The sequence below is a fragment of the Flavobacterium sp. N502536 genome, from assembly GCF_025947345.1.
GTDB lineage: Bacteria > Bacteroidota > Bacteroidia > Flavobacteriales > Flavobacteriaceae > Flavobacterium.
Window position 1 is genome coordinate 285,675 of the sequence record NZ_CP110011.1, and the last position, 23,863, is coordinate 309,537.

Genomic DNA, 23,863 nt, shown 5'->3' on the forward strand with positions numbered 1-23,863 from the left:
TCTTTTTGGTCTATAGTTCTTTCTTAAAAGTCTAAACTTTTTCTCTAACCCAACAAAACCAATGGGCTTGCCGCTGTGTGCTAAAAAGTCAAAAACGTAGCATACTCGCGCCTTCGCGGCTCTCTTTACAACCGTAAGAAAAATTATCTTAATTTAAACATCGCTTAACGCAACGTGTTTCATAAAGTAGTAAATTTGAGACAATTAATAAATTAAAACAGGAAACACTCATTTATTAAAAAACCAAATTTAACTACTGCTATTTATGAAAAAAATCTACTCGTATGTATTATTCTTTTTTATTACCGCATCATTTGCACAAATTCCATCCGGCTATTACAGCACCGCAACAGGCTCGGGTTACACTTTAAAAACACAATTGTACAACATCATAAAAGGACATACCAATAACGGTTATGCTGGCTTGTACACCACTTATCAAACTTCAGATATTGATAATTTTTACGAAAACGACGGGACAGTTTTAGACATGTACTCAGAAAACCCTGCCGGAACCGACCCTTACAATTATAGCATAGCATCCACACAGCGTTGTGGCAACTATGTCGTAGAAGGCGACTGCTACAACAGAGAACATATCATTCCCCAATCTGTTTTTAACGAACAGTCTCCAATGGTAGCCGATGCTCATTTTATCACCCCAACCGATGGAAAAGTAAACGGAGTCCGCTCCAATTTTCCACATGGCGTAGTGAATACACCAACTTATATTTCTAAAAATGGAGGAAAACTGGGAGCAAACTCCACTTCAGGATATACCGGAACTGTATTTGAGCCTATCAACGAATTCAAAGGCGATATTGCCCGAATGTATTTTTACTTTGCCACCCGTTATGAAAATACCGTTTCAGGCTATTCTTATCCTATGTTTGACGGTTCGAGCAACAAAATTTTTACAGCGACATTCTTAAACATTCTTCTGGCTTGGCACACGCAAGATCCGGTAAGTGCCAGAGAAATTGCCCGAAACAATGCGATTTATGCCCGTCAAAATAACAGAAACCCTTTCATCGATCATCCGGAATATGTAAATCAAATCTGGAATACTTCAGCAGATACTCAGGCACCAACTGCTCCAACCAGTTTAGCCTCTACCGCTAAAACTGCGACTTCAATTACAGTGAGCTGGACCGCTTCAACAGATAATGTAGGCGTAACCGGTTACAACGTTTATTCAAACGGAGTTTTGAAAACAACCGTGACGGGATTATCTGCCACAATCACAGGACTAACAGCTTCTACCAGTTATAACATTAACGTGAATGCAAGAGATGCAGCCGCCAATACTTCAGCGTTGAGCAACACCATTGCCGTAACAACCGACAGCAGTGGAGGAACCGGAGGAACAACAAGTGATTTGCTTTTTTCTGAATACATCGAAGGATCCGGAAACAACAAAGCAGTGGTTATTGCCAACAATACCGGAGCAGCTGTAAATTTATCAGCCTATACCATAAAAAAACAAACCAACGGTGCAGGTTCCTGGAGTACGGGCTTAGCGCTGACCGGAACTTTGGCTTCGGGAGCTAAATTTACAATCGTAAACAATCTAATGTCTTCCAGTTGTTATTCGACCGGTTCGGCCAACCTTTCAACAACAGCAACTGAGCTGGCTTTTAACGGAAATGACCCTATCGGATTATTCAAAAATGGCGTTCTGATTGACATCATCGGAACTTTTAGTGGCGGAGCGGCAAATTTTGCAGCCGATGTTACTATAAGAAGAAAAGCAACCGTTACTGCCCCAAGCACCACTTTTAACCTGTCGGCGCAATGGGATTCATTTGGAGTTGACACCTGTTCTAATCTGGGTACCAAACGGATAAAAGATGGTCTTTCTGAAACAGAAGAAGCTTCAACAAAGGAGTTGGTTATCTACCCAAACCCTTCACAGGGCAACTTCACGGTTTATTTTAACAATTTAGAAGCACCCTATTCTATCGGGATAATTTCAATATTAGGTCAAAAAGTATTTGAGAAATTAAATACTACTGATTCATTATCAACGATAAATAATGTACCAAAAGGCGTGTACATTGTTCGTATTAGTAAAGGTTCTGAAAATTTCAGTAAAAAAATCGTAATCAACTAATTACATACGAGTGCTTACTAAAGAAAAACAGCGGCAATAGTGTCGCTGTTTTTTTATACCATTTAAAGAAGAACGCTATCCTTATTTTTTCTCGCAGATTTTGCAGATCAGGCAGATCGAAAACTCACTACATAATTTGCGCAGATTTACAGCATTAGAATATCTTATCATCCATTCACTGCGAAAAACTAAAAACTTTGCGCCTTTGCGTCTTCGCGAGATCAAAACATCAAGAACAATTACACCAACTTCTAAAAGGAGCTCATAGCATTTATAGGGTTTCAAAAAGCAGCTTCATTTTTTTTCAAAAGAGTTTATTTTCAAATTTGCGCTTGCTATTTATTTACACTAAATTTGCACTTCAATACAACAAACTACACATCACAATGATCCATTTCTTTGAAAACCAAAGCAAAACTGTTTTTGCAGTACAAACGCAAAACGAAATTTCGGCTCAAGACATTTCAAAACTAAACTGGCTTTTTGCCGACTCCAATAAGATCGAAAAATCCGCACTGACGGATTTTTTTGTTGGCCCTCGTGCCACTATGATCACTCCATGGAGTACAAATGCTGTAGAAATCACTCAGAACATGGGTATTACAGGCATTATCAGAATTGAAGAATTTCATCCGGCAACAGCTGATTTTTCAGATTTTGACCCAATGCTCTTTCAAAAATTCAGCCAATTAGATCAGGAAATTTTTACGATCAATGTGCAACCGGAACCTATTCTGGAAATTGATGATATTGCCACTTACAATAAAGTAGAAGGTTTGGCTTTAAGTCAGGAAGAAGTAGATTATTTAGACAATCTTGCTGTAAAACTGGGACGAAAACTAACCGATTCTGAAATTTTTGCTTTCTCGCAAGCGAATTCAGAGCACTGCCGCCACAAAATTTTCAATGGAACTTTTGTAATTGACGGAGAAGAAAAAGAAACTTCTTTATTCAAATTAATCAAAAAAACATCACAGGAAAACCCTAACGATATTGTTTCTGCTTACAAAGACAACGTTGCTTTTGTAAAAGGACCAAAAGTGCAGCAGTTTGCACCTAAAACAGCTGACAAACCTGATTTTTACGAAATAAAAGAATTCGATTCTGTTATTTCATTAAAAGCAGAAACACACAATTTCCCAACCACTGTAGAGCCTTTCAATGGAGCAGCAACAGGATCAGGAGGAGAAATTCGCGACCGTCTGGCTGGCGGACAAGGTTCTTTGCCATTAGCAGGAACCGCTGTTTACATGACTTCCTACTCTCGTTTAAACGGCGAAAGAAAATGGGAAAATGCTGTTGAAGAAAGAAAATGGCTGTACCAGACTCCAATGGATATTTTAATCAAAGCTTCAAACGGAGCTTCTGATTTTGGAAATAAATTTGGACAACCACTTATTACAGGTTCTGTTTTAACTTTCGAACATTCAGAAAACGACCGCAAAATTGGTTACGACAAAGTAATCATGCAGGCAGGTGGAATCGGTTACGGAAAATTAGATCAATCGATCAAACAAAAACCACAGGAAGGTGATAAAATCGTAATTCTTGGTGGAGAAAACTATAGAATCGGAATGGGTGGAGCTGCGGTTTCTTCTGCAGACACCGGAGCTTTTGGTTCAGGTATTGAATTAAATGCCATCCAGCGTTCGAATCCAGAAATGCAAAAACGTGCTGCCAATGCCATTCGTGGTTTGGTAGAAAGCGATCACAACCCAATTGTTTCTATTCACGATCACGGAGCAGGAGGACACTTAAACTGTCTTTCAGAATTGGTAGAAGAAACCGGAGGATTAATCGACTTGGATAAATTACCTGTTGGAGACCCGACGCTTTCGGCTAAAGAAATTATCGGTAACGAATCTCAGGAAAGAATGGGATTGGTTATTGGTCAAAAAGACATCGATACTCTACAAAGAATTGCCGACAGAGAGCGTTCGCCAATGTATCAGGTTGGAGATGTAACGGGTGATCACCGTTTTACATTCGAATCAAAATCAAACGGTTCAAAACCGATGGATTACGCTTTGGAAGATTTCTTCGGAAGCTCTCCAAAAACGGTAATGACAGACAAAACAATCGACAGAAAATATGCTGATGTAGCTTACGACGCAGCAAATTTCGAAAGTTATCTACAAGACGTTTTACGTTTAGAGGCTGTAGCATCAAAAGACTGGTTAACCAATAAAGTAGACCGTTGTGTGGGTGGAAAAGTTGCAAAACAGCAAAACGCAGGACCACTACAATTGCCTTTGAATAATGTTGGGGTTATGGCTCTGGATTATTTAGGTAAAGAAGGAATTGCAACTTCTATTGGCCACGCACCTATTGCGGCTTTGATTGATCCGGTTGCGGGAAGCAGAAATGCGATCGCAGAATCGTTGTCAAACATTGTTTGGGCGCCAATTAAAAACGGATTAAAAGGAATTTCATTATCTGCCAACTGGATGTGGGCCTGTAAAAACGAAGGTGAAGACGCTCGTTTGTACGCAGCTGTAGAAGGTTGTTCAGAATTTGCAATCGAATTGGGAATCAACATTCCAACCGGAAAAGATTCACTTTCGATGAAACAAAAATATCCAAATGACGAAGTAATCGCACCGGGAACGGTAATTATTTCGGCTGGTGGAAACTGTACCGATATTAGAAAAGTAGTAGAGCCAGTTTTACAGAAAAACGGAGATTCTATTTATTATATCAATTTGTCTCAGGACGATTTCAAACTAGGAGGTTCTTCTTTTGCACAAATCAGAAACACTATTGGAAAAGAAACTTCGACTATTAAAGACGCTGCTTTCTTCAAAAATGCATTTAATACGATTCAGGAATTAATTGGTGACAACCAAATCTTAGCCGGACACGATATCGGAAGCGGTGGTTTAATCACTACTTTATTAGAATTGTGTTTTGCCGACGTAAACCTTGGAGCTAAAATTGATTTCAGCGCTTTCGCGGAAAAAGACTTATTAAAAATCCTTTTCGCTGAAAACATAGGAATCGTTTTCCAGGCGAAATCGGATGCAGCGGTTGAAGCTAAATTAAAAGCCAACCATATCGAATTCTTCAAAATTGGTTCAGTTCAAAGCACCCCAAGTTTGGAATTTGGAAATTATAATTTGGATATTGCGAAGTACAGAGACATCTGGTTTGAAACTTCTTATTTATTAGATCAGAAACAATCTAAAAACGGAAGAGCGCAGGCACGTTTCGAAAACTATAAAAATCAGGTTTTAAATTATACTTTCCCAGCTCACTTTACGGGTAAAAAGCCTGTGATTTCAAGTGAAGCCGTGAGACCAAAAGCTGCTATCATTCGTGAAAAAGGAAGTAATTCTGAGCGCGAAATGGCAAATGCAATGTACCTGGCTGGTTTTGATGTAAAAGACGTTCACATGACCGATTTGATTTCGGGTCGTGAAACACTTGAAGATATCCAGTTTATTGGTGCTGTTGGAGGTTTCTCTAACTCTGATGTTTTAGGTTCTGCCAAAGGTTGGGCCGGAGCTTTCTTATACAACGAAAAAGCCAAAACGGCATTGGATAATTTCTTCAAAAGAGAAGATACGTTATCGGTTGGAATTTGTAACGGTTGTCAATTGTTTATGGAATTGGAAGTAATCAATCCGGAGCATGAAGTTCACGGAAAAATGCTTCACAACGAAAGCCAGAAACACGAAAGTATCTTTACCTCAGTAAAAGTACAGGAGAACAATTCGGTAATGTTATCGACATTGGCCGGAAGTACTTTAGGAGTATGGGTTTCTCACGGAGAAGGTAAATTCAAATTGCCTTTAGCGGAGGAAAACTACAACATCGTTTCAAAATATGCTTACGAAGGTTATCCTGCTAACCCTAACGGATCTGATTACAACACGGCCATGCTGTGCGACAAAACCGGAAGACATTTAGTTATGATGCCACATATCGAGCGTTCAACCTTCCAATGGAACTGGGCGCACTATCCAAAAGACAGAAATGACGAGGTTTCTCCTTGGCACGAAGCTTTTGTCAACGCCAGAAAATGGATTGAGAAAAACTAAAAATATATTTTTACTAAAAGCGCCTGAAATTCAGGCGCTTTTTTTTGCCACAATCTTGTCATTCCGAGGAACGACGACTCTTCGTGAGAAACTCGACAAAGATTGGCAACTATTCTGGACGAAACTACTTGCGAAGATTCCTCGTTCCTCGGAATAACAAACTTTGTCTAAATCGTTGTTATACCATAAATCGAGATTATTTAAAACGACTCTAAGACTAATTTAATAGTATCTTAAGGCACTTTAATAAACTGTTTTTAATGCGATAAATATCTTTGTCTCATGAAAAAATGGACGCCAAAATTATCGCTTTTACTACTCTTATTACTTATAAGCCAAGTTACATTTGCACAAAATTCTTCTGTAAAAGGAACTGTTTCTGACGGAAAACTGGCCATCGAATTTGTCGATGTCGTTTTAAAAAACACCGCCGATTCTACAAAAGTAGCCGGATATGCTGTTACAGACGCTTTGGGAAATTTTTCTTTAGACAATCTTGCTTCCGGCGAATATCAGCTGCAATTCAGATTAATCGGATTCAAAACCCTTACTCAAAAAGTAAAATTTGCGGGCACTCCACTTTCAGTTGGAACCATAACATTGCACACCGATGCCAATTTACTAAATGCTGTGGTTGTAAACTCTCAAAAGAAGCAAATTCAAAAGACTGACGAAGGTTTTATTTTTAATGCAGTTTCCAATCTGACACAGGCAGGCGGAACAGCTACAGATATGCTAAAAAACATTCCATCCGTTGCCGTTGATGCAGACGGGGGAATTACTTTGAGAGGAAAATCTCCAATGATTTTAATCAACGGAAAAAACTCTGCCATTACCAATATGGACCAGATTGCCGCGAGCAGTATTGAAAGTATAGAGATCATCAGCAATCCTACGGCTAAATACGATGCCAATGCAGAGAGTGGTATTATCAACATCAAACTCAAAAAAAACAACCAAAGCGGCATGAATGGCGCAGTGGTTTTAGGGAGCGGATTTGGTGCCAAAGGCAGATTAAACAGCTCTGTACTCTTAAATCATAAAACGGACAAATGGAATTTTGGACTGGGATACGACAATCGTTTTGCGGGAAGAACTAAAAAAATAAAAGGAGAAAGAATCAATTACCTGATCGATGACGAGCATTACATCAATCAAAATCGAAGCGATCAACGTACAGAAGGTTTGCAAAATTTGAAATTCAACATTGACTTTTCGCCTAACGAAAACAATAGTTTCTCTTTTGAGGCTTTGGGAAACATGGAAAGTCAGGACAATGGCGAAACGCTGTACACGCAGGTAAACAACAGTGCCAATCAGTTTTTCTCTAACAACAAAAGACATTCTCTGGAACTTGAACGTTCTAAGGTAGGTGAACTTGCTTTTAGCTACGATCGCAAATTTACCGATGACCGAAAGAGTCTGAATGCCAGCATTACTTCTTCTTTTAATAAACACAGAGAAAATACAGACATCGACACCTATCAATTCGACCAATACTACAACCTGATTGGTGCTGCTGCATGGCAAAGAACACACAATTACGAGCACGAAAACATCTCAAATGCCGTGGTAAATTATGCCCTTCCGGTTTCTGAAAAATCAATTTTAGAGACAGGTTACAAAGGAACCTTCCGATTTTTCGACTCCGATTTTCAAAGCGCCGATCAGACGAATGGAGAATACATTGTAAATCCGCTGGCCAGTAACGGCTTTAAATTCAACGAGCAGATCAATGCAGTTTATGGAATGTTAAACTCTTACATTGGTGCTAAAGAAGCTCCAAAATGGAAATACAATTTAGGACTGCGCGCCGAACAGGTTTCAAACAACGGAAAGACACAAAACAACAGTGACAACTTTTCGAATCATTATATAAAACTTTTTCCTTCTGCCTCATTACAGCTTAATTTAGCTTCGGATGAATTTCTAAAAATAGGATACAGCAAACGCATCAACCGTCCGGATTTAGACAATTTAAATCCTTTTATTGACATTACGGACGCTTTAAATCCACATGGAGGAAATCCGTATTTAAAACCCGAAATCATTCACATCATCGAAAGCGGTTATACCAAAGAATGGTCTAAATACTCCTTTTCGACCAATGCTTTTTATCGAAACGCAACCAATAGCATCAGGCAATATGCAGAATTGCAGGACAATGGAGTTGTTTTACAGCAGCCCAGAAATATCGGAAGTACTATTACTTATGGTCTTGAAACTATTTTCAGCTTAAAACCAATTGGTTTTTATGATGCCAACATCAGCATTACCGCTTTCCAGCAAAATATAAATGCTTCTAATCTGGCTCAGAATGTAGTAAACAATGCTTTTAGCTGGTACGGAAAGATCATCAATAATTTTGTTCCCTGGAAAGGCGGGAAACTGCAAATTATCGGAAATTACAATTCAGCTCTCGCTACTGCACAGGGAAAAAGGATTCCGATTTATAATGTTGACATGGGATTTCAGCAAAAACTTGGTAAGGGTAATGCCCGTTTAGGCTTAGTGGTTACTGATATGTTTAACACACTTGAAAGCGGTTTTAAAAACAACACGGCCCTGTTCAGTAACCATCGTACTTCAAAATCAGATACCCGTGCGCTAATGATTACTTTTGCTTACACTTTTAAATCGGACTTTAAGGAAAAATTATTGGAAAACCAGTTTTCGACAGAGTAACATTACATTACGGTAAAAAAAATCATTCTTGTAATTTGGATTCATTTTTCTAGTAAAAATTGAACTATATTCGCCAAAAAATTCGTGTCCCGGATTTTTTTGGCAGCTCCAAAAACCCTTAAACCTACATAGAATGAAAATCCTAAAAGTATTTCTTTTTACTTTATTATTTATTGCCGTAAAATCACATTCCCAAATTCAGGTAGACCGAATCACTTACAAAGTTCGTGATCATTTTATTACGACTACAATTGGTTATCCGGTTCCGGGAACTTTTTTACCAACAGGACAAAAAGAGCCTTCTACCGTATTAAATCCGGACGGAACAGGAGTTATTCAGTATGACGATTTAAGCAAAAAAAAGATCAACTGGGGAATTGAATGTACCGAAGAAGGTATTCCGGTTTTCAAAGAAGGTTTCAACAGTGCTTCTTATACTTTCTGGTACCGTACCGATGATAGTGAGGAGTGGAATTACACTCAATTTTCGATTCATTTTGCTAAGAAAAAGATGTTTCTGATGGGAGAAAGAGTAAAAGAATATGTAGATTATAACGTACAATAATTACTACACAAAAATCATTTTTTTATTGGTTTTTCTAAATTTTACTACAAAAAAGAAAACGTTTTCGTTGATTTTCTAAAGTAGTTATAATTTTTCCCATAAATTTTCATAAATATAAAAATTATCCCTAATTTTTATTTAATTTGCGATAAAATTCAACATTTTAAACATGGTTTCAATCACACGCCTTTTTGATTTTCCCTATTATCAACAAGAAACTTATAACCTTCAGGTTGCCTTAGCAACTAAAAAAAACGGAGTCTGGGAAAAAACATCTAGCCAGGAATATATTGCAAAAGCAAATGCCATTTCAAGAGCATTATTGCGCATGGGTGTTCAAAAAGATGATAAAATTGCATTAATCACTTCTAACAACCGTACGGAGTGGAATATTATGGATATTGGTATCCTGCAAACCGGTGCACAAAACGTACCGATTTACCCAACCATAGCCGAAGAAGATTACGAATATATATTAAACCATAGCGGAAGTATTTACTGCTTTGTATCGGATACGGAAGTACTTGATAAAGTAAACGCGATCAAAGCAAACGTTCCCACTTTAAAAGAAGTCTATTCTTTTAATGAAATTGAAGGCTGTAAACACTGGTCTGAATTATTAGAGCTTGGAAAAGACGATAGCAATCAGAGCGAAGTTGAAGCCAGAAAAGACAGCATTCTACCAGAAAATTTAGCGACTATCATTTATACTTCCGGAACAACAGGAAGACCTAAAGGGGTTATGCTTTCTCACAAAAACATTGTTTCTAATGTTTTAGACAGTGCACCAAGAATTCCGTTTGACCCGGGAAAAAGTTCTGCATTGAGCTTCCTTCCTATTTGTCATATTTTTGAGAGAATGATCCTGTACATCTATCAGTATTATGGTATCTCGGTTTATTTTGGTGAATCGATTGATAAAATCAGTGACAACCTGAAAGAAGTTCGTCCAAATGTAATGACAGCTGTACCAAGACTTCTGGAAAAAGTTTACGATAAAATTTATGCAAAAGGAGCTGAATTAACCGGCATCAAGAAAAAACTATTTTTCTGGGCTATTGATTTAGGACTAAGATACCAACCCTACGGAGCCAATGGCGCCTGGTATGAATTTCAGTTAAAAATTGCCCGCAAACTTATTTTCAGTAAATGGAAAGAAGGTTTGGGAGGAAGATTAGACTTAATGGTTTCAGGAAGTGCTGCATTGCAACCACGTTTAGCGCGAGTTTTTGCCGCGGCAGAAATTCCGGTAATGGAAGGTTACGGTTTATCTGAAACATCACCGGTAATTGCCGTAAACGATCAGAGAAACAGAGGCTTTAAAATTGGAACAGTTGGAAAACCAATTCAAAACGTAGAAGTTAAAATTGCCGAAGACGGTGAGATCCTTTGCAAAGGACCAAACGTGATGCTAGGCTACTTTAAAGATCCTGAAAAAACAGCCGAAGCTTTACAAGACGGTTATTTTCATACAGGAGATATTGGCGAAATTGACAGTGAAGGTTTCCTTAAAATCACAGACCGTAAGAAAGAAATGTTTAAGACTTCAGGCGGAAAATACATTGCTCCTCAATTAATTGAAAATGCCATGAAACAATCTCGTTTTATCGAGCAGATCATGGTAATTGGGGAAGGCGAAAAAATGCCGGCTGCCTTTATTCAGCCTAACTTTGAATTTGTAAAAGAATGGGCAAAAATTCACAAAATAACTTTAGGAAGTACCGATAAAGAAATCAGTACCAATGCACAGGTTATCAAACGTATTGACGAAGAAGTAGAAGGAATCAATGAAAAATTCGGACACTGGGAAAAAATCAAACGTTTTGAGTTAACGCCGGATGTTTGGTCTATCGATGGCGGACAACTTACTCCTACCCTAAAATTAAAACGTAAAATCATCAAAGAAATATACAAAGATCTTTACGCTAAAATATACGGTCAGAATTAATAAATCAAAATAATAACAACCAAACCTAAAACGGCTGCCCTTTACAGGACAGCCGTTTTTTAATGGTGCAAACATCAATTCAAATATGGAACATTAGTTATTAGTTCTGCACAAAACGGACTTACGTTTAAGCGTTGTGACTGATTTAAACCCTTATAATTTGGGGCAATTTTACCAGTTTCAGCTTCTAAAACAGCCAATGCATATTCGATAATTGTACGTTCCTGTTCCTCAGGAGCTGCGTTCTGCCAACACTTGGCCTCTAAATCGATACTACTCATTTTATTCTTAAATTTCATTTTTGCTTCTTTTTAATTTAATCTTCTCTTATAACGAGATTTCATTTCACGAAAACTTTCTTCAATTGACCAATGACGTTTTCGCCCTTCGGAATCCTGATTCATTTTCTTAGATAAATCTTTAAACTTGAAAAAAAGATTTCCAGCTTTAGAAGCTTTACCTGACTCTTCCTTTTGGGCTTCTGCAAAACGTTCGATCTTTAGGCTTTCTTTCTTCAATTCAACGATCACCTCAGCTTTAGTTGCACATTCCAACTGTTTTCCTTCCTCAGTTCTACAGTATTCGTTAAACTTTTTAAAAGGACGCGGATGAAAATCGACCATAATTGCAGCAAGATTTATCGCATCAATATTCGATGGATTTGTTTCTCCTTTAAAGAAGGTTTCAATAGGTCTGAACTTATCTTTCTGTTCCTTAAACTTGTTCTTTTTGGTGTGATCGAAATCTAAAGAGAATAAATTTCTAAAAACATTCAAATCCTCTTTTGTTGCGTTGTTCTCGAAAATAAGCCAACAAAAGTCACGAAGTTTTCCACGGGAAGGATTGTACAAATAATCAAAATACTCCCCATTTTTTTCTATCTCATATTTATTTCTAATTGCTTTTTTATATAGTTCTAATGTATTACTTTTCATAATCTTACTTTTTTTTAGGAATTTCCGGCAATCACAAAAACCTTCTGAGCAGCTATCACCTGAATAGCCTGCAGCGTTCCTGAACCTCCTTTCTGTTCCGCAGTCTAGTGAGTGCTGCTTTCATTTCTTTTATAAAAACAAACAGCTGCTCCTTAAACCTAATTATACCTGTACGACCAAAATGATGGTCAAACGTAATTTTTTTACTCATTTGTCAGAAATATTCAAATTATACAATATTGTTTCTTCGACTACTTCTAAACGTTTCATTCCAAAATCAGATTTTCTCAGTTTACACATTCTGCCATCCGATTCATGGTGAAAAACAATGCCTTCGATATCATTCTCTGACAAGAATTTCTTCAAATTATCGAACTCAAAACTTGAAAACTCCAAAACCTCACTACCATGTCTGATTAGTGTATGCTTGGCTAAGTTCTCAGGGTTCCCCTGCACCTTAGGCCCGCATAATTCGAATGTTCCATCTGTTTTGATTTTTAAATTATCAAAACCTTCAAAGAAAAATCGGTCTTCAGCTTTCGAACGATCGCATTTTAGCCAATGCGGGTGATGTCCTGTAATGGTATCTGCTTCCTGGCATGCAATTGCACCTGCGGGAATTACACGTCCTTTTTTGGCATCAAATCTTTTGAATAGCGCTCCGTTAATAATCGCGGCGGCTGTACCATCAAATTTTCTTGTAGCGACAGCCTTTCCGGCAATCACCCATTTGTTTTCGTCACTAATTTTATTAATCACTTTTGCCAAATCCGTAGGGTCTTTTGCAAATAATGTGCCTATCTTTTTCATTTCTTTTTGTTATTTAAATTAGACTTGGTTTTTTGTTAATTTCTCTTAATTTTTCTCGCAAAGACGCAAAATCGCAAAGTTTTGTTTTCTTCCTGTTAAGCCTCAGTACCTCTACACCTTTGTACCTCCGTACCTCAAAAACAGACACAAAAAAAGCACCCGATTAAAGGTGCTTCATGAGATCTAACAAGATATAACTATCCTATTGCCCGTATTCATGCACCTGTATTGCCAAACGTTCTGAGTAAAAACTGGCGTTTGATAATTTTGCGATATGTGTATTTTTATTAAAGTCCATTTTATGTATTGTACTATATATTAAAATCGTTGTTATTGTTCGAAACTCGTTCTCCGTGTTTTCTTCAGCAAAGATAATGTCTAAAAAATCAATTTTCCAAATCAATTTTAACGACATCTATTTAAAAATCAATTAGTTACACTTTTAAAAAAGTCATAGAAATCCCTGTCCGCATAGTTGTGCAGCTTCTTAATTATTTCAAATGACTGTCTCTCATCCGATTACTTTTCAAAATTGTATTTCATTAATTTAGTTTTATCATATAACATTGGTCAAATATTTTTTCAATTATTTTTAGTTAAGCGTTCTTTTTTATCATTTTCCATCCTATTGAGTGGTTAAAATTATTCTTCCGGGCAGAATCAAAGTGTTTTTTTAACCGTCCAAAAACAAAAAAAGCGCCCTGATGAGGACGCTTTAATGATATTTATGTTGAGTTTGTAACGATCATTTACACTTCAATTCTAAAATACATATCACATCCAGAGCCTTTAGCAGGGGCAAATCCCGCCAAACGATCACTATATAGTCCAACCGACCAATTGATATTTATATTTTTCATTTCCATTTCAGAAACAAAAGTAAGTGTTTTTTTTAACATAATTTAACATTTACGTTTTATTCGTGCAGAAACAGGCTCTACAGCGCCACCAATTTTAACAAAAATTTCCATTTAAAACCCGCGCTATACTTTAAATATTTTATATTTTTGAGAATATACGCACACTTTTTTTTAGCCATTCAGTCCATAAACAAACATGAAAAAAAACCTAAAATACATTGATGGAAACTCCGATAAATTCTGGGATATCGAAGTTACCGGATTAGATTACACTGTCACTTACGGAAAAAACGGAACCTCAGGAACTTCTCAAACAAAAAGCTTTGCAACAGATGAAGAATGTTTGAAAATGGCAGAGAAAATACTGGCCGAAAAAATTAAAAAAGGATATTCTGAAACCGGAGAAGTTGATGTTATCTCTAAACCAAAATCGGCCAAAAGCACTAACTCGGATCAGGTTTTAGAAGAATACGATGCCATTATAAAATCTAAAAACATCAGTTTGATGCTGCCTTTGCTGAAAGAAAAAGCAAAAGGGAATATCGAAGCTTTAAAAAAGCACATTAAAAAATGTAAACGTTACTGGATGACGTATACTGATTTAACCAAAGATCCCGGTTATGTAAAAAAAGACAAACACGATTATGGCTGGGGAACACGTGGTGACCGTACTCAAAGCGAGATCATTACTCTGAGCGCAATCGCCTTGTTTGATAAAACCGATATTAATTCGTGGGATGAAGCCCTTCAATTACTGGATGAAACCAACGAGAAACCCTATGTACTCGAAACTTTATTGTGGGCAAAACCAAACTGGATTGAAACTTTTATCCTCGATAAAATAAAACGACAAGACTGGAGAAGCTTTAATTATCAAATTCTTAGACAGTTTGAAGAATTAGAACTCATACAATTCAATCCCGAATTGTATGCTATATGTCTGGCCGATACAAACGAATGGCGTACTAAAATGAAAACCAGAGTTTTTATTGCTAAGATTCTGGAAGATAAAATAGGCTATGAAAGAGATATTCCGGAGTTGTTTAATTATGAAACGACACTTCACAATACTTTTTTTAGAGATAATGACAAACAAAAACACGACGAATTCCAGACCTGGAGCGTTATTTACCAATCATTATTAGAAGATAAAAAGATGGATCGCGCTTTCTTTATTGAAAATGCTATCCTGATTCAAACTAAAGAATGGAACAACAACCTTAAGTCTTTTTTCAGAAAAAGAATAGACGAGTTTAAGGTTACTGCTGACGAACTTATTGTTCATCAGGAAAATATATTCTCCTATCTGCACAATGCCTATCCTCCTATAACGAGTTACGGAATAGAATTGATCAAGAAGATTTACGATCATCCAAAATTCAAAACCAAATCGTTTCTGGAATGGCTGGAGCCTTTAATGATGCGCAACGACTGTAAAGCTGCCATTAAAAATGTATTGCCGGTTTTGGAGAAACTCAACAAATCGAATCCTAAATTAAGCAGCACTATTGCTTCCGTTATTGCCGATGTTTATGTAATCTCTGACTTAACGCTGCAGGAACGCGCCAGTAAAATTATTTTAAAAATTGCGAACGCAAAAGACAAAGCCCTTAAAGAAAAACTATCCTCTTATGTAACCCTGATGCAGGGAAATATAAAGTCAGGACTAACCCCTTTTTTAGATGAGGAGGCTTTAAGTTCTGATACTTCAGTCCTGGAAGAATATGTTTTTGAACCTCAAAAAGAGCTGTTACTAACCGAAGAAGTGGTATTACCTAAAGACTGGAATGATATTGTTTTTCAGTTTGGGAATTTCATTAATTCGGAAGAAAGTGTCGATTCAGAAATCCTGTTCAACATTTATATATCGCAACGGGATTTGTTTCCGGAGGATTACGCGGCACAATTACAGCCTTATGAGAAACAATTGCAGAAGCATTATTTTGAAAGCGTTCACAAAAATTTCGTAAAATCTTTTTTACAGCAAAAAATTCAAAATATCAAGAGCAAATTTGACAGTTCTTATAAACATTATTCAAAAATCAATACACTGACTTTAATACAATCCTTGTTAGAGAAAGTGCAGCAAAAAATAGATACAAACTCCTCTTTACCACTACTCTCCTTGCCTAGTCACACACCGTACTGGGTGGCTCCGAAGGTTTTGCTGGAAAGAGTGATTGCCTATCAAAATACCAACGAAGAAATTGATGCCGTCGATCTTGCGATTGCCATTGTGCGTATGCCGAGAGAAAATGTAGCCGAAGCTATTCCTCTATTGGATAAAATAGAAGGAGATCTCAAACCTTTATTAGCCTTTTGTTTGGGTGTCAATGAAAAACTCGAATTGGATTCTGAATCTCTGTTTTCGAAACTTCTGGCAACCATGGGCAAAACGACCAAAGAAACTGGTAAATTATCACTCTGGGCCGTTGCAGCAAGGACCTTTTATCCAAACGATACTTTCGCCGAATTTGAAAATACTTATTTAAAAACAGTTCCGTTTGTGGTAGCTCCTTTTAAACCTGAGTTTAAGTTTAAAGAAAAATGGAACGAATGGACGAATTATCAAACCAAAGAAAAAGAGCGAACACCTTCCTGGTACGAACTGCGGTTTGATTTGCCAAATTACACCAAAATTCCAAATTATCTGCTGTACAGCCTCGATATCTATCAGCGTTCCAACAGCTGGGATTATAGTTTGAATTATGCCGGAAATACGTGTTTCTGGCACAGTCTGACTCCTCAAAACTCAGATGCTCTTGCGTTGACCTTATTGCAAAATTGCGGTGTTGCCGATGGTTCAAAACCGGAATTAAAAGGCTTCTTAGAGATCATCAACCGGCCTGGATTTTTATTCTCTGATACCAGTTTATTTTTGTTTGCGGTTAGTTTTTTTCAGGAAAAGAAAGACCTGCGATTACTCGCATCGGAAGTTTTGATTAACCTCATCGAAAAACAAAAAATCGACCTTACCCCATTTGCTAAAAACTTAGCTTTTCTGGCAACTGAAAAATACGGTGTGTTTTTAAGACTGGTCGATGGCCTTACCGCTTTGAAAGACATTTCGCCCCTGCATAATAATGCTTTACTGAAGTTGTTAAATGCCTTCTTTGAAAATCTCGATTTAAAAGAGAAACTGCCAACGAACTTCAAGAAAATTGTAGAAAACTATGTTGACATTCTTACCAAAACCAATCAGAAGCCATCGTCACAGGCGATTGCTTTCTTTGAACAATGGAAAGATAATGCTTCGCTTAAATCATTGATTAAGCAAATTTTAAAATAATCAAAATGACAGATTTAGAATATAATTATAAAGGAATTTCAACCTACAGCAAAACCAAAGGAATCAATAATCTGGTTCTGGCACATCAAACCGAAATTGAGGAAGTCAACAACATTCCTTGTTTTTTCTGGGGAAGTTTGACTGATCCTTATGTTACGGCAAAATGCTGGAGCACGATTGCCAAAGTGGTTCGTTCCAGTTTCGGTCCGATTCCGCCAAGTCTTCGGGATCCTATTGTATCGGCAGGATCAGAAAGACTGCGTTTTGAAGGTTTCTCGTCCTGTAATGGCGTTTATGTGCGATTGGACATGAAACCCGAAGCGATTGACGGAGAATTTATTGCCAACGGAACGACTAACGTTGATTTTAATGATCCGATGCTCAATGCGTTGAATGCCATTCAAAAGAATGAAAAAGTAACGCTTGCAGTGGGGCAACAAGACGTTCAGGTCATTACCAGCAAAACAAAGGTTACAGAGAAAAAAGTAACCTTACCCATGCGCTGGATCAAAGGTTTAACGAGTGTTCAGCTCTATCTGGCAGATATGGATGTGAAATTTGAACTGAATAAAATCCAGACGATTCAACTGTTTCAAAGTTTACCCAAAGGAAATCTAAAAGGTGATTTTTTTATTACAAAGCGAGCAGGAAAATTTATGTTCTCGACTTTGGCAACAGCCGATAGCGTTAGAATTGGAGGAGTGCAGCGATTGCGATTATTAGAAGGAATTCTGGCCATTGTCGATAAAATTTACATTTACGAATCGTCAGACAAACAAACCTGCGCCATCGTTTCGGAATTTGGCAAAATGCAGCTTCTAATGGCTTTTTCTCCCGATTCGTATCGCGGTTTTTCGGGTGAAGGAAATGTACTCGAAACCATGACCGAAAATTTACCCATTGAATGGGTTTACGGTTTAAACAGTTTACTAAAATCGAATGAAACTTTTGATCCAACGATGCTTTCGATAGAAAACGATATTGACTTTGGCACAATGGATAATCTCACTTCGAATCTGTCCTCAATGGGTTTATTGGGATATGATTTAAGCGAGAAAGCACATTTCTACAGGCGTCTCCCTTTTAAAACCGAGCGTATACTGTCTTTAAATCCGAGGCTTAAAAATGCCAAAAAACTGATCGACAATGAAGATATCGAAATCATAGAACGAAGAGCCGATTATATTGAAGCCAGAGTAAAAGGCTCAGGGGTTTTACACAAAGTGATTATGGACCGTCACTCCCAAAAATGCACCTGCGATTGGTTTACAGCTTATCAGGGAAAAAGAGGGATTTGCAAACATATACTAGCTGTTAAAATGACCGTTTCTTAGTAACAACTTACATACCTATAACAAAAATTGCCCCGTCGTGACGGGGCAATTTTTTATTTTTTAGCTTCTTGCTTAATTTGCATTGGATACACCAATTTTTTCCAGTGTTACTTTTGCATCACCGCCTCCGGTCTTTTTGATAATAATATCGAAATTCGCATCTGAATTCACTAAATCATCGGAAATGTAATAGGCAAATTTAAGTTTTACACCATCTTCCCCTATTTCGTGATTTGCCCCTGTTCCGTGATCATGAGCTACTCCAAAGAAAGTCATCGTACCTACATACTGATCTTCTTTTCCCGGATAACGCAGATAAACGGTATAGTAATCTTTTGGCTCTTTATAAACCACTATATCCAGGTTTAGTATGATTTTAGAATTAGCGCTTTTAAAAACTCTATTGGTGTTTTTGGCGAATGTGCTGCTCACTTTATGAGTAAAAGCACCCTCAAGCGGTTTCCCTACTTTTTGTTCCCAGATCACTTTTTCATTTGAATCCTGAAATGCAATCAGTTTTTTTCCTTTTATTTCCTTGCCAGCCAAAACCGGAGTTTTAGATCCGTAAAGCAAATTATCATATTTGTAATCCAGATTAAAAACAATATTGTACACTTCTTCCATTGTATACGTAAGATGGTCTCCATTTGGCGCGATAAACTGATACTGCCAAGGATTTGCTTTTAACTGCTCTAAGGTAGGACGTTGTCCGTAAACAGAAGCATCCCACGATTCCCAAATACGGTCTACCATACTGTGATGCAGCCAAAACACAGGGTCAAATCCAGCTGAAGGAACATTTGCCATTAAACCGGAATATTGTTTCTGATATATTTCATTAAAATACGTTTCACTTGGCTCTGCATAACCGCCTCCTATCAGATTGTGCATATAACCATGAGGTGCTCCTTCAAGGTTTTTACTGAATCCGGCCGATCCTGCAAAAGAAGGATTTGTTTTTAGTTCGTTAAGTGCCAATTGAATTTGCTTCACCTGATCGGGAAGAATCGCTTTTCCGTTGTTCAAAATACTATATCTGGCCGCAGTATACAAAGACCCCGACTGATCTCTTAATTTTGCCGCCATAACATTTTGGCTCTCTTCCGGGCTGCCATAATTCCAATATGGAAGGGCAAAATCATCCTTTCCTGAAAATTCACGTACCATTTTCTCTAAAAACCAAATGTACATTCTGTGCCACAAAAGAAAATTTAAATTGGCATTTTGTGTTCCGTTATGCGTACAATCTGCCCATGCCCATAATTTATCTTTATCGGTTTGATAAGCCGCACAAAGTGCATTTGGTCCGTTAATTTCATTCGGAATACTGTGTATCGCTCCCTGATAATACCAGGAATAGCCTTTTTCACAGCCTATTTCTCGCATTTTTTTAAACGCTACGTTCATAGCCTCGAGATTTGCTTGTCCCTGAGGCGTATTAACGTTCCAGCGAATAAACTTCACATTAGATTTACCCTGACCATAGGACAATCCTGCGATCAGAATAATGAATAATAAACTAGTAATTTTTTTCATTTTGTTTGTTTTTGGGTGAGTAATAAATTATTGGTTGAATTTAAAGTACCTCGACTTCAAAAGTTAAAATCTTAGCATAATTAGGATTTGCTTTGTCGTAGATTTTAAATTTTACCGTTCCGTTACCTATTTTGTTGGCGGGAATTACATGAATGGCAATAAATCCCTGCTGATCTGGGTTGAGTTTGTTAAAAGCCGATCCTTTTGGAATTCCAATCTGACAGGCTCCATGCTGGCACATTGAACAATCCCATTCCTTAGGAAATGTATTAGACACGGTTTCCCAAACCAGGAATATCGGTTTATTAGAAATGTTTTCGACTTTAATTTTTGAGATATCCAGTCGCTTATTTTTGAGTACACTTTCTTTGTTAACAGCTGTACCCACTACAGAAAATGTAGGTTTGCTTTGCGCAAATGAGACAGAAAAAGAAAAAAGCAGTATGCAATAAAAGAAGAGTTTTTTCATGATTGTTTGTTTAAATTTTAATAAAAAACCGGTATAGCCGCTTCATAGACTTTCTTTTTTAAAACGGGTCTGTAAAATGATATATAATGTGTTCCTTTTCGTCCACGTTTTCTAAAAAAACAAGCACTTCTATGCTTTCACCAGAACGAAGCTGTATTTTACATCCGTCGGGTAATGCCGTAACGGAAGCCTCGTTTCCGTAGCGCAGCTGAAGTTTTACCGGAGACGGAAACACGATTTCATGAAGGTATAAACCCGAATTTACGAGACGAAGAAGTAGCGGCTCATTTTTATCACCCAGCGATTGTAATCCTTTATTAGCTGTTGCCATTTTGCCATTAATAAGGAAGTACTCAGGTTTGTATTTCGGAAGAACGATGGGTTTATTGCTGGAATCATACTCCGTTCCCATAATGGCATCAGTATGCCACTTTGCGTCCAGTTCACTGCTGCACCAAAGTAGTTCTTGTAAAGGCTGAAGTGCCGAAGAATCTTGGTCTTTTGCGCGTATAATGATGACTCCAAACATACCCGCCTGAAGATTAAAAGGGTAATTTTCGGGACTGTAATAAAGATACGTTCCTGCTTTCTGAGCCTGAAAAGAATAAAAGCCATGTTCCATATGATGAATTGCTTCTTCTTTCTTCATCACCTTATCCTCTTTATCCCGCTGTATAAAATCAATTTCTTTGCAGAATAAAGAGACCGGATTGCCTTGTGAAATGTTCCAAAAATCAATATTCACATTTTCTCCTTCCACAGCTTCAATAGACAAGCCGGGCAAAGTAACCTGTCCCGAAAGCGAATTTGTAAAGCCAAAAGTCCGAATCTCCTGATTGTTCCCTATGGCTAGTTTTCCGGTTGTTCGGCCAATGATTAATCTTTCGTTTTGAGAAAACAAAAAGGTACTGCTCAGTAAAAAACAAAATGCTCCTATTTTATTCCAATTCCTCATTTAAAGACTCAATTAATTTGGTTATCAACCGTTTGACCAATCAAATTTAGAGTTATTTAACATTAAAAAACAGCGTATAAACACCTGATTTTGTAGTAAAAATCCCAGTTAAATATAGCCAAAATTATTCTTAATCAACAATCTACGAACGCACTGAAACCTTCAGCCTTTGAAGCTAAAAATTTACAATACGTCCTTGAAATCGTTAAGGGTATGATAAAAAAAAATCATCCTGATTTTGGATGATTTTGGTCTTTATTGGTATAAGGTTTCCCGGATTGTTATTAAGATTTGGATGGCTTTTTCTTCATCTGGTTTTTCAGGAAGATTTGAAGTTACATAGTGGCTTTCTATTGAGGCAATTAATTGATCGGCCATTTCGAGCAAATCATCATATTCTTTATTTCCGGCTTTTATGTCTAACAATTCGTCACGATTGGAAACTTTGATATTTAATTTCCCAGTGGACAGAATTTGCTCAGCAGTTTGCAAAAGTCGGATGGTATGCATCATGTTTTTGCTGTCGTAATTTTTACCGTGTTGCTGATTAGTGTTGTATCGATCTTCGTTACGTTTTTCGATCCAGGCCCAGTATTCTGTATATTCTTTACAATATTTAGAATAGCCTTCCTGATTGCAGGACAAATACCCCACTAACTTTTCATTTTTAGGAATCGACGAAACTGAAACTTCATTAGAGCTTTCTTTCTGAATAATGCCTTTGTAACCCAAACTTTTATCTTCATCATAAAACATCGCAAACATTCCTTTGGAATTAGAAAGATTCACCAAACCACATTGTTCTTGATTCAAATTATTTTCGGCTAGAAAACTATTAACAGAAACAGTTTCGTAACCTTTTAAAACACAACAGAAATCCAAAAGGCTCTTTTTTTCCTTTGCCATTGGGTTTACGATTTTCTTGTTTAGACCTCTTGCTTTTTTTATTTGCGTAACTGCATAACCGGCAAAAGAATCTTTGCAAAGTTTCGATAGAAAATCTTCTAATTTTAACTGCTCCATTAACGGATGTTTGTACAAAATATAATCTTCCGGCGAAGCGAGAATCTCCAGAATGTTCGGGTTATTTTTTATGAGCAATTCTACAAAACGCCCGATTTCGTAGTAAACCTCATCGTTAGTTTCATTACTGATTTGCGGAATATAGGTTAACCCAAAGAACTTATCTTTAGGCAGATAATAAACACCTTTGATATCGGTATCAGATGTTGGTGTATTTAATCCAAAAGATCTACTTCCGGAAATTACTTCAAAAAGGATCAGTTTTTGGGATTTTAGGTCTAGGATGGTCATTTTAAATTCTTTTCTTTTTTCTTTTGATCTACTGTTTTCACTAAGTCGTTTTGCCTGTGCTCTTGCCTGTTCTAGGATAACAGGATTCTGCTTTTAATCTCGCAAAGGCACAGAGGTGCAAAGTTTTTAAGCTTTGTTCCTCTCAATCCTTGTCTCTTTGTACCTAAATACAAAAAAGCTTATTTAATCATTTCTCTAAAAAACAAATCCAACTCCTCATTCAGCTTCTTCCCACTTCCCAACTTACTCGCATTTTCCTGATTAAACTTCACCGTTTCCAATAAAAAATCAGTTATCAAAGCTTCTTTTGGATGCAGGTATTTTTCGTCCCGGTTGGCTTTTATTTGCTGCAATTCTATTATTTTGTCTTGTATGTTTTGCGGTGCCATTGGCAATAAATCGTTAAAAGCAACAGGCGGAAACGTATTGTTTTCTATAATCCATTTTCCGGATAAAGCGGTGCGTAAGGCGTAGAAATAACTTTTTAGTTTTACTTCTTCCATTTCGCAGACTTCCATGAAATTCTTGGTCGTTCCTAAATAATGATGCAAAACCGCTATGGGCGAAAAACACTCTACAGCTATCTCACGCATTTGTTTTGCAAAAGCATCATCCTGAAAATACACTACGGGCGAAAACAACCACTCGATCAAAGGTGCGTTAGATTTTGCTAATAATTTTATGGATTTTCGTAAATCCCAACCAGAACCGTCAAGATTGTCTTCGGTCATGAACTCGATTACGTCTGGTTGTTCCCAAAGCGATAAATAATACTCGGGTTTGTGTTTGTATATAAAACGAATATCGTAATCACTGTCCGGCGAGGTAAATCCCCAGGCACGGCTTCCGGATTCTACAGCCAGCAGTATTTTTACATCTTTTTGTATTTCTATTTCTTTTAGTTTTTTGAGTATTTTTTCATTCATGAGTTTTCAAATATAAATTAAACAATAGCTTTTAGACCCCGTAAAAACACCTGTTTTTTTCTACAAAAGCATCAAGTTTTTTAA

At 37.2% G+C, this 23,863-nt stretch carries 16 protein-coding genes; 7 read left to right on the forward strand and 9 right to left on the reverse strand.

Annotation, left to right across the window (positions count from 1 at the left end):
• The first annotated feature begins 265 nt into the window (after positions 1–265).
• The 5 genes from OLM61_RS01250 (at position 266) to OLM61_RS01270 (ending at position 11,351) form a co-directional block, all read left to right on the forward strand.
• Positions 266–2,113, forward strand: coding sequence for an endonuclease (locus OLM61_RS01250; RefSeq protein ID WP_264524725.1), 1,848 nt, complete (start codon positions 266–268; stop codon positions 2,111–2,113).
• A 386-nt stretch (positions 2,114–2,499) separates the two neighbouring features.
• Positions 2,500–6,153, forward strand: a complete 3,654-nt coding sequence (gene purL, locus OLM61_RS01255) for a phosphoribosylformylglycinamidine synthase (RefSeq protein ID WP_264524726.1) — start codon at positions 2,500–2,502, stop codon at positions 6,151–6,153.
• A 282-nt stretch (positions 6,154–6,435) separates the two neighbouring features.
• A complete protein-coding gene (locus tag OLM61_RS01260; protein WP_264524727.1) occupies positions 6,436–8,838 on the forward strand; it encodes a TonB-dependent receptor domain-containing protein in 2,403 nt (800 codons plus the stop codon).
• Between the two features lie 133 nt (positions 8,839–8,971).
• Positions 8,972–9,403, forward strand: a complete 432-nt coding sequence (locus tag OLM61_RS01265) for a hypothetical protein (protein WP_264524728.1) — start codon at positions 8,972–8,974, stop codon at positions 9,401–9,403.
• Positions 9,404–9,572: 169 nt separating this feature from the next.
• Positions 9,573–11,351, forward strand: a complete 1,779-nt coding sequence (locus tag OLM61_RS01270) for an AMP-dependent synthetase/ligase (protein WP_264524729.1) — start codon at positions 9,573–9,575, stop codon at positions 11,349–11,351.
• A gap of 74 nt (positions 11,352–11,425) precedes the next feature.
• Here the strand turns inward: OLM61_RS01270 and OLM61_RS01275 are convergent, their stop codons facing one another.
• The 4 genes from OLM61_RS01275 to OLM61_RS01290 all read right to left on the reverse strand — a co-directional run bounded on the left by OLM61_RS01275 (position 11,426) and on the right by OLM61_RS01290 (position 13,995).
• The gene (locus tag OLM61_RS01275; RefSeq protein WP_264524730.1) at positions 11,426–11,650 is read right to left on the reverse strand and encodes a hypothetical protein; all 225 of its coding nucleotides are present in this window, start codon (positions 11,648–11,650) and stop codon (positions 11,426–11,428) included.
• A gap of 12 nt (positions 11,651–11,662) precedes the next feature.
• Positions 11,663–12,286 carry a hypothetical protein gene (locus OLM61_RS01280; protein WP_264524731.1) on the reverse strand — a complete coding sequence of 208 codons (624 nt, stop codon included), beginning with the start codon at positions 12,284–12,286 and terminating at the stop codon, positions 11,663–11,665.
• A gap of 207 nt (positions 12,287–12,493) precedes the next feature.
• Complete coding sequence (locus tag OLM61_RS01285; RefSeq protein WP_264524732.1) at positions 12,494–13,096, reverse strand: DUF5565 family protein; 603 nt, start codon at positions 13,094–13,096, stop codon at positions 12,494–12,496.
• A 749-nt stretch (positions 13,097–13,845) separates the two neighbouring features.
• On the reverse strand, positions 13,846–13,995 hold the full coding sequence (locus tag OLM61_RS01290; protein ID WP_264524733.1) for a hypothetical protein: 150 nt from the start codon (positions 13,993–13,995) through the stop codon (positions 13,846–13,848).
• Positions 13,996–14,152: 157 nt separating this feature from the next.
• Here OLM61_RS01290 and OLM61_RS01295 point away from each other — a divergent pair, with 157 nt between their 5' ends.
• Together OLM61_RS01295 and OLM61_RS01300 are read left to right on the forward strand one after the other, a co-directional pair.
• A complete protein-coding gene (locus OLM61_RS01295) occupies positions 14,153–17,245 on the forward strand; it encodes a WGR domain-containing protein (protein ID WP_264524734.1) in 3,093 nt (1,030 codons plus the stop codon).
• A 5-nt stretch (positions 17,246–17,250) separates the two neighbouring features.
• Positions 17,251–18,579 (forward strand): SWIM zinc finger family protein, encoded by a 1,329-nt coding sequence (locus OLM61_RS01300; protein WP_264524735.1) that lies wholly within the window; start codon positions 17,251–17,253, stop codon positions 18,577–18,579.
• A 72-nt stretch (positions 18,580–18,651) separates the two neighbouring features.
• Here the strand turns inward: OLM61_RS01300 and OLM61_RS01305 are convergent, their stop codons facing one another.
• The 5 genes from OLM61_RS01305 to OLM61_RS01325 all read right to left on the reverse strand — a co-directional run bounded on the left by OLM61_RS01305 (position 18,652) and on the right by OLM61_RS01325 (position 23,779).
• The gene (locus OLM61_RS01305) at positions 18,652–20,115 is read right to left on the reverse strand and encodes a tyrosinase family protein (protein WP_264524736.1); all 1,464 of its coding nucleotides are present in this window, start codon (positions 20,113–20,115) and stop codon (positions 18,652–18,654) included.
• A gap of 40 nt (positions 20,116–20,155) precedes the next feature.
• On the reverse strand, positions 20,156–20,584 hold the full coding sequence (locus OLM61_RS01310; RefSeq protein WP_264524737.1) for a hypothetical protein: 429 nt from the start codon (positions 20,582–20,584) through the stop codon (positions 20,156–20,158).
• 58 nt (positions 20,585–20,642) lie between these two features.
• Positions 20,643–21,539 carry a multicopper oxidase domain-containing protein gene (locus OLM61_RS01315; RefSeq protein ID WP_264524738.1) on the reverse strand — a complete coding sequence of 299 codons (897 nt, stop codon included), beginning with the start codon at positions 21,537–21,539 and terminating at the stop codon, positions 20,643–20,645.
• Between the two features lie 255 nt (positions 21,540–21,794).
• A complete protein-coding gene (locus OLM61_RS01320; protein ID WP_264524739.1) occupies positions 21,795–22,853 on the reverse strand; it encodes a nucleotidyltransferase domain-containing protein in 1,059 nt (352 codons plus the stop codon).
• A 179-nt stretch (positions 22,854–23,032) separates the two neighbouring features.
• Complete coding sequence (locus tag OLM61_RS01325) at positions 23,033–23,779, reverse strand: nucleotidyltransferase domain-containing protein (protein ID WP_264524740.1); 747 nt, start codon at positions 23,777–23,779, stop codon at positions 23,033–23,035.
• Positions 23,780–23,863 lie beyond the last annotated feature (84 nt).

Coding starts and splice junctions, on each gene's coding strand:
- OLM61_RS01325 (WP_264524740.1), bottom strand. CDS start 23,779: ATGAATGAAAAAATACTCAAAAAACTAAAAGAAATAGAAATACAAAAA.
- OLM61_RS01290 (WP_264524733.1), bottom strand. CDS start 13,995: ATGTTAAAAAAAACACTTACTTTTGTTTCTGAAATGGAAATGAAAAAT.
- OLM61_RS01300 (WP_264524735.1), top strand. CDS start 17,251: ATGACAGATTTAGAATATAATTATAAAGGAATTTCAACCTACAGCAAA.
- OLM61_RS01285 (WP_264524732.1), bottom strand. CDS start 13,096: ATGAAAAAGATAGGCACATTATTTGCAAAAGACCCTACGGATTTGGCA.
- OLM61_RS01295 (WP_264524734.1), top strand. CDS start 14,153: ATGAAAAAAAACCTAAAATACATTGATGGAAACTCCGATAAATTCTGG.
- OLM61_RS01320 (WP_264524739.1), bottom strand. CDS start 22,853: ATGACCATCCTAGACCTAAAATCCCAAAAACTGATCCTTTTTGAAGTA.
- OLM61_RS01315 (WP_264524738.1), bottom strand. CDS start 21,539: ATGAGGAATTGGAATAAAATAGGAGCATTTTGTTTTTTACTGAGCAGT.
- OLM61_RS01270 (WP_264524729.1), top strand. CDS start 9,573: ATGGTTTCAATCACACGCCTTTTTGATTTTCCCTATTATCAACAAGAA.
- OLM61_RS01260 (WP_264524727.1), top strand. CDS start 6,436: ATGAAAAAATGGACGCCAAAATTATCGCTTTTACTACTCTTATTACTT.
- purL (WP_264524726.1), top strand. CDS start 2,500: ATGATCCATTTCTTTGAAAACCAAAGCAAAACTGTTTTTGCAGTACAA.
- OLM61_RS01305 (WP_264524736.1), bottom strand. CDS start 20,115: ATGAAAAAAATTACTAGTTTATTATTCATTATTCTGATCGCAGGATTG.
- OLM61_RS01310 (WP_264524737.1), bottom strand. CDS start 20,584: ATGAAAAAACTCTTCTTTTATTGCATACTGCTTTTTTCTTTTTCTGTC.
- OLM61_RS01275 (WP_264524730.1), bottom strand. CDS start 11,650: ATGAAATTTAAGAATAAAATGAGTAGTATCGATTTAGAGGCCAAGTGT.
- OLM61_RS01280 (WP_264524731.1), bottom strand. CDS start 12,286: ATGAAAAGTAATACATTAGAACTATATAAAAAAGCAATTAGAAATAAA.
- OLM61_RS01250 (WP_264524725.1), top strand. CDS start 266: ATGAAAAAAATCTACTCGTATGTATTATTCTTTTTTATTACCGCATCA.
- OLM61_RS01265 (WP_264524728.1), top strand. CDS start 8,972: ATGAAAATCCTAAAAGTATTTCTTTTTACTTTATTATTTATTGCCGTA.